The organism is Tepidimonas sp. (assembly GCF_036824975.1).
In the GTDB taxonomy this organism is placed as follows: domain Bacteria; phylum Pseudomonadota; class Gammaproteobacteria; order Burkholderiales; family Burkholderiaceae_C; genus Tepidimonas.
Genome location: NZ_DAISZC010000084.1, coordinates 1 through 8,231, shown reverse-complemented (window position 1 = coordinate 8,231; position 8,231 = coordinate 1). Strand labels below are relative to the sequence as shown.

Here is an 8,231-nt window from a genome sequence, read left to right as displayed (position 1 = left end):
GGCATGGTAGCGGCGGCACAGCTCGCGCGACAGGTACAGGCCCAGACCGCTGGAGCGGCTGTGCGCGCTGGTGAACGGCTCGAACAGGTGTTCGCGCACCGCTGGCGGGATTTCGGCGCCCTCGCTCCAGACGGTCAGCAGCGCCTGAGCGCCGAGTAGGCGCGTTTCGACACGGATGGCGCCCCGTGTGGTGCTGGCGTAGCGGTCGGCGTTGTCGAGCAGGTTGACCAGCACGCGCCGCAGGTGCTCGGGGTCGAACAAGACATGGGTGTGGCGTGCACCGGGCAGCCACTGTAGGCGATCGCCCTGCGGGTGCTGGTGCAGCCAGTCCTGCACGATGGTGTTGACGGTGGCATCCAGCGGCACCGCCTCGATGCCGGCAGCCGCGCTGGGCAGGCGCACGGCTTCCAGCACGTCGTTGACGGTGCGGTCAAGCCGCTGCACGTTTTGCTCGATCATGGCCAGCAGCGGCCGCTGAGCGGGGCTGGGGTCGTCTTCGGCCAGCAGGGCACTGGCCTGGGCGATGGCGGCCAGCGGGTTGCGGATTTCGTGCGCCACGGCGGCGGTGACGCGGCCCATGGTGGCCAGGCGTTCGGTGTGCAGGCGTTGCTCGACGGCATGGGTGTCTTCGAGCATCAGCACGGCCAGGCGCTGCCCGGCATCGGAGATGATGGGATGCAGGCGGGCGTGGATGCGGCGCAGGCGCCGGTCGCCCAGCGGCAGGTCGAGGGTGCGCTCGAGCACGGCAGCGGGAGGGTTGGCAGCGGCGGGCAGTGGCGCTAGGGTGTTGTGCACCCAGTGCACCAGCGCCCCCCATGCCGGCGACTGCCGCAGCGTCGCGGCGCTGGCAGTGTCGGTACCGCCGGTGTCGGCGGTGCCCAGCAGCATGCGTTCGGCGGCCGGGTTGGCGTACCAGGGGTGGCCATCGGCGTCGAGCACCACCACGCCTTCGCTGAGCCCGGCAGCGATGACGTTATTGATGCGGCTGTGCAGTTGTGCCAGTTGACGGCTACGCAGCGCGGCGGCTTGCGCGCGGTCTAGGCGCGCGGTAAGCTGGCTGGCCAGCCAGGCGGTGGCCAGCAGCCCGGTGCCGGCGATGGCGGCCTGCAGCCCCTCGCTGCTGCCCAGGCCGCCCAGGCTGCGCCAGCTTTGTGCCAGCAGCACCAGCGTGGCGGCTGCGGCCAGCCCCAGCGCCAGCAGGCGCGGGCCGGTGACCGCAGCCAGCAGCACGGGCCAGACGAACAGCGGCACGTAGCTGACGCCACCGGCGCCCACCCACTGCAGCACCGCGATGACAGCCAGGTCGCTCCACGCGGTAAGCAGCCACAGCAGCGACAGCGGCCGGCTTGCCCGCGGCGGGGCCGTCGGCCCCGGTGGCGGCCAAGCGAAGCTGGCCATGGCCAACCCGACCAGTGCCGCGCACAAGCCAACCAGCCACAGGGAGGCAGCGCTGCTGCGCCAGGCGTTGACCTGCAGCACCAGCAGCGCCAGCGCGATGAGCAGGCGCGCCGCCATCAGCAGGCGCCAGCGGCGCGGGGCGCGGGTGTCGTCGTCGGTGCCGTCGCCGGTGGCAGCACCGGCGGGCGCTGCCGCCAGACCCGGCGGCACATACCACGCCGGTGCGAAGCCGCTGCCCCGGGTGGCGGGCGGCTCAGCCTTCGGCGAGGCGGCGGTGCTCATGGCTGCAGTAAGGTCCCAACGCGCCGCGCACGGCGTCGGCCGCGGGCAGGTGCACGCCGCAGTGCCGGCAGCGCAGCATGGGGGCCGGTGCGGGCGCCGACGGTGGTGCGGGGGGGCGCGGGCGCGCGGCGCGTTCGGCCGCTTCGGCCTGGCGCTGATGGCGCCACCACACGTAGCCCAGCACCACCACCGCCAGCACCAGCAGCCACTTGAACATAGGGGTCTTTTATACGTCGCGGCGCAGGATGACTTCGAGCACGAAATGCGAGCCGACGTAGCCCAGCAGCAACAGCACGCCAGCCGCGTAGAGCATACGTACTGCCAGCCGCCCGCGCCAGCCCCAGCGCCAGCGGCCCCACAGTAGCACGCTCAGCACCGCCCACGACAGCATGGTGAAGAGGGTTTTGTGGGTGATCCAACCTGCTGCTGGACGCAGCTGCTCGGTGAAGTACCAACCGGCCAACAGCGTCAGCGTCAGCAGCACGAAGGCGGCGCCAACGAAGCGAAAGGTCAGCCGTTCCAGCGCCAGCAGCGGCAGACCGGCAGGCGCCGGGCCGCCCTGGCGCAGGCTGCGTTCGGTGCGCTGCATCATCCAGCCGTGCGCCACCGCCACCCCCAGCAGGCCGTATGACGCAAAGCCCAGCGCCCAGTGCAGCGGCAGCCAGGGCGACGTCAGCGTGGGGTACACCGTGCCCGGAAACAGCAGCGCCAGCAGCACGGCCGGCGTACCCAGCCCGGCCAGCGTCCAGCGCGTGGCCAGCTGTGGGTACAGGCGGGTTTCCACCGCGTACACCGCCAGCACCAGCCAGGCCGTCACCGACAGCATCAGCGCAAAGCCAAAGCGCACCGGTTCGGCGGTGAAGGCGGCCAGCAGCGCCAGCGCGTGCAGCAGCAGCGTGCCGACGGTGAGCACGCGCGTCACACCCGGGCCGGCACGCCCGCTGCCCGCCGCCAGCGCTGCGTAGCCGGCCGCCGCGCCCAGCGCGGGCACGGCGCTCCACCAGGGGCTGCTCGCTACAATCATTCTCCTAGTGTAACGAAGCCCTGCCATGGCATCTGCCCTCACCGAAAAACTGTCGCGCCTGGTCAAAGAAATTCGTGGCCAGGCCCGCATCACCGAAAGCAACGTGCAGGACATGCTGCGCGAGGTGCGGCTGGCGCTGCTGGAGGCCGACGTGGCGCTGCCGGTGGTGCGCGACTTTATCGCGCGCGTCAAGGACAAGGCGCTGGGGCAGGAGGTGGTGGGGTCGCTGACGCCGGGGCAGGCGCTGGTGGGCATCATCCACAAAGAGCTGGCCGCCATCATGGGTGAGGGCGTGGCCGACCTGAACCTGGCCGTGCAGCCGCCCGCCGTTATCCTGATGGCGGGCCTGCAGGGGGCGGGCAAGACCACTACCACCGCCAAGCTGGCCAAGTGGCTGATCGAGCGCCGCAAAAAGAAGGTGTTGACTGTCAGTGGTGACGTGTACCGGCCGGCGGCCATCGAGCAACTGAAGACCGTGACGCGGCAGGCTGGGGCGGAGTGGTTTCCCAGCACGCCCGATCAACAGCCGCTGGACATTGCGCGCGCGGCGCTGGACTACGCGCGCAAGCACTACTTTGACGTGCTGATCGTGGACACCGCGGGGCGGCTGGCCATCGACGAGGCCATGATGCGCGAAATCCAGACGCTGCACGCCGCGCTCAAGCCGGTGGAGACGCTGTTCGTGGTGGACGCGATGCAAGGCCAGGATGCGGTCAACACCGCCCGGGCGTTTGCCCAGGCGCTGCCGCTGACCGGCATCGTGCTGACTAAGCTGGATGGTGACGCGCGCGGCGGCGCGGCGCTGTCGGTGCGGGCGGTGGCCGGAGTGCCGATCAAGTTTGCCGGCGTCAGCGAAAAGATCGACGGGCTGGAGCTGTTCGACGCCGAACGGCACGCCGGGCGCGTGCTGGGCATGGGTGACATCGTGGCGCTGGTGGAGCAGGTCACCGCCGGGGTGGATTTGCAGCAGGCGCAAAAGCTGGCCGCCAAGGTCAAAAGCGGCGGCTTCGATCTGGAGGACTTTTTGGAACAGATCCGCCAGATGAAGAAAATGGGCGGGCTGTCGAGTCTGCTGGACAAGTTGCCCACGCAGCTGGCCGCCAAAACGGGCCAAGCCGATCTGGCTCGCGCCGAAAAGGATATCCGCCGCAAAGAGGGCATCATCTGCGCGATGACGCCCGAGGAGCGGCGCCGGCCCGAGATCATCAAGGCCAGCCGCAAGCGCCGTATAGCCGCCGGTGCGGGCGTGCCGGTGCAGGAGGTCAACCGCCTGCTCAAGGAGTTCGAGCAGATGCAGGCAATGATGAAAAAAATGAAGGGCGGCGGCCTGATGAAGATGATAAAGCGCCTGGGCGGCATGAAGGGGTTGGGCGGGCTGCCCGGCCTGCCGGGGCGCTGAGGCGCCAGGCACGCGCGTCCGGGCTGCCGTTGGCGTGGCGTGGGCGGCGGCTGCCCCGGGTTGCTGGGGTTGGCGGGCGTGGCCGCGCGCAGCCTGTGCTGCACCCGCTGGCGTATGCCCCCGGCAAAAGACGCCAAGGTGCAAGAGGGCAGACATTCGCCACACCCGCGGGGGTTTGACTTCGCGCAAGGCACCGCCGGCGGTGCAGCGCTACCATGGCACACCGTGTGGATGCTGGAGATCGCGTTGGCCGTCACGGCCCTGCTGGTCGCCTGGATGGTGCGGCCTTGGCGGCTGCTGCGCGGCTCGCTGCTGTCGCCCACGCTGGCGTCGGTGGCGCTGCTGCCCTGGTTCTGGCTGCTGCCGCAAAAGCTGCCGCAGGGCATGGCGGTGCAGTTCTCAGGGGCCAGCTTGTTGGTGTTGATGCTGGGCTGGCCGCTGGCGGTGCCGGTGCTGGCGCTGGTGGCGCTGCTGGTGTGGCTCATCGGCGGTCAGCCGTGGCCAGCGGTGCTGTCGCAGTTCACCTGGGTAGGGCTGGTGCCGGCGACGTTGGCGCTGGCCATCGGCTGGGCGCTGCGGCGCTGGCTGCCGCCCAATCCGTTCATCTACACGCTGGGCCGGGGTTTTTTGGGTACGGCGGTGGCGCTGTTTGCCTCGGGTGCGCTGTACGAAGGCATCCACCACCTGATGGGTGGTGTGACGCTGCGCGACGCGCTGGTGGCGCGCTGGTTGATGGCCTGGGGCGATGCGTTCCTCACCGGGTTGTTTGCGGCGGTGTTTGTGGCTTTCGCGCCGCAGTGGTTGGCCACCTGGTCCGACGAGCGCTACCTGCGCCCGCCGCCGTCGTGACCCGTTGTCAGCCGAGGCGTTCGTAGGTGACGAAGGCAAACGGCAGGCCACTGGCGCTGGTGTGGGGCTGGCGCTCGGTTTCGCGCCAATCTGGGCCGAGCGTGGGGGCGTAGGCGTCGCCGTCAAAGGGGCAGCCGATTTCGGTGACCACCGCGCGCTGCGCCAGCGGCTCGGCCTGCGCATACACCTGTGCGCCGCCGATCACCCAGACCTCGGCCGGTGGCTGACCATCGGCGCCGCGCAGGGCGCGGCAGTGTTGCAGCGCGGCCTGCAGGCTGGGCACGGCCACCGCCCCCTCGGCCTGTATCGCCTGGGCCTGCGCGGCGTCGCGCGTCAGCACCAGGTTGATGCGCCCGGGCAGTGGCCGAAAGCGCGGCGGCAGCGAGGTCCACGTGGTACGCCCCATGATGACCGGGCAGCCCTGGGTGCAGCGGCGAAAGTGCGCCAAGTCTTCGGGCAGGTGCCAGGGCAGGGCGGGCTGCCCGTTGTGGGTGCAGCCGATGACGCCGTTGGCGGCGCGGGCAAAAATCAGGTTCAGGCGCATGGCGCCAGCATAGCGCAATACCCCCCCCCGCGCCTCTTGACCGCTGGTGGGGCCCCGTAAAATGAAGGGTTGCCCCGTACGCATACCCAACGCCATGAGCCAAGCTGCCGACCGACCGTTTTTTTCCGTGGCCGACATCCGGCGCACATTCCTGGACTTCTTCGCCCAGCGTGGGCACACCGTGGTGCCGTCCAGCCCGCTGGTGCCGGGCAACGACCCGACGCTGATGTTCACCAACAGCGGCATGGTGCAGTTCAAGGACGTGTTTCTGGGCACGGACAAGCGCCCCTACGTGCGTGCGGCATCGGTGCAGGCGTGTCTGCGCGCCGGCGGCAAGCACAACGACCTGGAAAACGTCGGCTACACCGCGCGCCACCACACGTTTTTCGAGATGCTGGGCAACTGGTCGTTTGGCGACTACTTCAAGCGCGAAAGCCTGAAGTGGGCGTGGGAGCTGCTGACCGAGGTGTACAAGCTGCCGCCCGAGCGGCTGTGGGCCACCGTCTATATCGACGACGACGAGGCGTATGACGTCTGGACGAAGGAAATCGGTCTGCAGCCCGAGCGCGTGGTGCGCATTGGCGACAACAAGGGTGGCAAGTACCAGAGCGACAACTTCTGGATGATGGCCGACACCGGCCCGTGCGGCCCGTGCTCCGAGATCTTCTACGACCACGGCCCCGAGGTGCCCGGCGGCCCGCCCGGCAGCCCCGACGCCGACGGCGATCGCTACATCGAAATCTGGAACAACGTGTTCATGCAGTTCGACATGCAGCCGGACGGCTCGGTGCGACCGCTGCCGGCGCCCTGCGTGGATACGGGCATGGGGCTGGAGCGGCTGGCCGCCATCTTGCAGGGCGTGCACAGCAACTATGACATCGACCTGTTTCGCACGCTGATTGCGGCAGCGGCGCGCGAGACCGGCGCCGCCGACCTGGACAGCCCCAGCCTGCGTGTGATTGCCGACCACATCCGCGCCACCGCGTTTCTGGTGGCCGACGGGGTGATCCCGTCCAACGAAGGCCGCGGCTATGTGCAGCGGCGCATCATCCGCCGCGCCATCCGCCACGGCTACAAACTGGGGCGTAGCACGCCGTTCTTCCACAAGCTGGTGCCCGACCTGGTGGCGCTGATGGGCGAGGCCTACCCGAACCTGGCCGCCAACGCGCAGCGCGTGATGGAGGTGCTCAAGGCCGAGGAAGAGCGCTTCTACGAGACGCTGGCGCACGGCATGGAGATTTTGGACGCGGCGCTGGCTGGCGGCCAGACCACGCTGCCGGGCGAGGTGGCCTTCAAGCTGCACGACACCTACGGCTTCCCGCTCGACCTGACCAACGATGTCTGCCGCGAGCGCGGTGTGGCGGTGGACGTGGCGGGCTTTGAGGCCGCGATGGAGCGTCAGAAGACGCAGGCGCGCGCGGCGGGCAAGTTCCGCATGGATCGTGTGCTGGACTACGCCGGTCCCGCCAACGCGTTCGTGGGCTACGAGTCGCTGCAGGCGACGGCCAAGGTGGTGGCGCTGTACGTGGAGGGCACCCCGGTGGCCGAACTCAAGCACGGCCAAAGCGGGGTGGTGGTGCTGGATACCACGCCGTTTTATGCCGAAAGCGGCGGGCAAGTAGGGGATGCGGGTGTCATCACCAGTGGCTCGGCGCGCTTCGTGGTGGCCGACACGCAGCGAATCAAGGCCGACGTGTACGGCCACCACGGCACCCTGGAGCAGGGCACGCTGGCGGTGGGTGACCATGTGCAGGCGCAGGTGGACCTGGCGCGGCGCGCGGCGACGATGCGCCACCACTCGGCTACGCACCTGATGCACAAGGCGCTGCGCGAGGTGCTGGGCGAGCATGTGCAGCAGAAGGGCTCGCTGGTGACGCCGCAGCGCACGCGCTTTGACTTTGCGCACGACGCGCCGCTGACGCCGGAGCAGATCCGGGCAGTGGAGGCGCGCGTCAACGCCGAGATCCTGGCCAACACCGACACGCAAGCGCGGCTGATGGACCTGGAGTCGGCTAAGGCGGCGGGTGCCATGATGCTGTTTGGCGAAAAGTACGGCGAGACGGTGCGCGTGCTCGACATCGGCAGCAGCCGCGAGCTGTGTGGCGGCACGCACGTGCGACGCACCGGTGACATTGGGCTGTTCAAGATCGTGGCCGAAGGCGGCGTGGCGGCGGGCATCCGGCGCGTGGAAGCGGTCACCGGTGAGGCGGCGTTGGCTTACGCTCAGACGCTGGAGCAGCAGCTGCAAGCCGCCGCCGAGGCGCTGAAGACCCCCGTCACTGAGGTGGTGCCGCGCATCGGCCAGCTGCAGGAGCAACTGCGGGCGCTGGACAAGGAAGTGGCGGCGCTCAAAGGCAAGTTGGCCGCGCTGCAGGGCGATGAGCTGGCTGCGCGCGCGGTGGACGTCAAGGGGCTAAACGTGCTGGCAGCGCGGCTGGACGGCGCCGATGCCAAGACCCTGCGCGAGACGGTGGACCAGCTCAAGGCCAAGCTGGGCAGCGCCGTGGTGGTGCTGGCCAGCGTGGACGCGGGTAAGGTACAGCTGGCCGCCGGCGTCACGCCTGATGGTGTGGCGCGGGGGCTGAAGGCCGGCGAGCTGGTCAACGCGGTGGCGCGGCAGGTCGGTGGCAAGGGCGGCGGCAAGCCCGACTTGGCGATGGCTGGCGGCACGGACGCCAGCCGCTTGCCGCAGGCGCTGGCCGGCGTGGTGGACTGGGTGGCGGCGCGCGCCTGAG

At 69.7% G+C, this 8,231-nt stretch carries 7 protein-coding genes; 3 read left to right on the top strand and 4 right to left on the bottom strand.

Annotated features, from left to right (window positions below):
* From V7Z54_RS08970 to V7Z54_RS08960, 3 genes are all read right to left on the bottom strand, one after another.
* Positions 1-1,680, bottom strand: a 1,680-nt coding sequence (locus V7Z54_RS08970; RefSeq protein ID WP_334135966.1) for a sensor histidine kinase, incomplete at its 3' end; no start/stop codon positions are given.
* Positions 1,652-1,897, bottom strand: coding sequence for a PP0621 family protein (locus V7Z54_RS08965; protein WP_334135964.1), 246 nt, complete (start codon positions 1,895-1,897; stop codon positions 1,652-1,654). The genes V7Z54_RS08965 and V7Z54_RS08970, both read right to left, overlap by 29 nt.
* A gap of 9 nt (positions 1,898-1,906) precedes the next feature.
* Positions 1,907-2,704 carry a cytochrome C assembly family protein gene (locus tag V7Z54_RS08960; protein WP_334135961.1) on the bottom strand — a complete coding sequence of 266 codons (798 nt, stop codon included), beginning with the start codon at positions 2,702-2,704 and terminating at the stop codon, positions 1,907-1,909.
* Positions 2,705-2,729: 25 nt separating this feature from the next.
* Between V7Z54_RS08960 and ffh the strand changes: the two genes are divergently transcribed.
* Positions 2,730-4,103, top strand: coding sequence for a signal recognition particle protein (ffh, locus tag V7Z54_RS08955; protein ID WP_334135960.1), 1,374 nt, complete (start codon positions 2,730-2,732; stop codon positions 4,101-4,103).
* Between the two features lie 114 nt (positions 4,104-4,217).
* The gene (locus V7Z54_RS08950) at positions 4,218-4,952 is read left to right on the top strand and encodes a hypothetical protein (RefSeq protein ID WP_334135959.1); all 735 of its coding nucleotides are present in this window, start codon (positions 4,218-4,220) and stop codon (positions 4,950-4,952) included.
* A gap of 7 nt (positions 4,953-4,959) precedes the next feature.
* On the opposite strand, the gene V7Z54_RS08945 is transcribed toward V7Z54_RS08950, so the two are convergent.
* Entirely contained in the window at positions 4,960-5,496 is a 537-nt protein-coding gene (locus tag V7Z54_RS08945) for a dihydrofolate reductase (RefSeq protein ID WP_334135958.1), read from the bottom strand.
* Between the two features lie 94 nt (positions 5,497-5,590).
* Here V7Z54_RS08945 and alaS point away from each other — a divergent pair, with 94 nt between their 5' ends.
* Positions 5,591-8,230 carry an alanine--tRNA ligase gene (gene alaS / locus V7Z54_RS08940; protein ID WP_334135957.1) on the top strand — a complete coding sequence of 880 codons (2,640 nt, stop codon included), beginning with the start codon at positions 5,591-5,593 and terminating at the stop codon, positions 8,228-8,230.
* The last annotated feature ends 1 nt before the right edge of the window (position 8,231 follow it).

Bases quoted from the DNA above. Each gene is read 5' to 3' on its own strand.
- V7Z54_RS08965 (WP_334135964.1), bottom strand. From the start codon at position 1,897: ATGTTCAAGTGGCTGCTGGTGCTGGCGGTGGTGGTGCTGGGCTACGTG.
- V7Z54_RS08960 (WP_334135961.1), bottom strand. From the start codon at position 2,704: ATGATTGTAGCGAGCAGCCCCTGGTGGAGCGCCGTGCCCGCGCTGGGC.
- ffh (WP_334135960.1), top strand. From the start codon at position 2,730: ATGGCATCTGCCCTCACCGAAAAACTGTCGCGCCTGGTCAAAGAAATT.
- V7Z54_RS08950 (WP_334135959.1), top strand. From the start codon at position 4,218: ATGCCCCCGGCAAAAGACGCCAAGGTGCAAGAGGGCAGACATTCGCCA.
- V7Z54_RS08945 (WP_334135958.1), bottom strand. From the start codon at position 5,496: ATGCGCCTGAACCTGATTTTTGCCCGCGCCGCCAACGGCGTCATCGGC.
- alaS (WP_334135957.1), top strand. From the start codon at position 5,591: ATGAGCCAAGCTGCCGACCGACCGTTTTTTTCCGTGGCCGACATCCGG.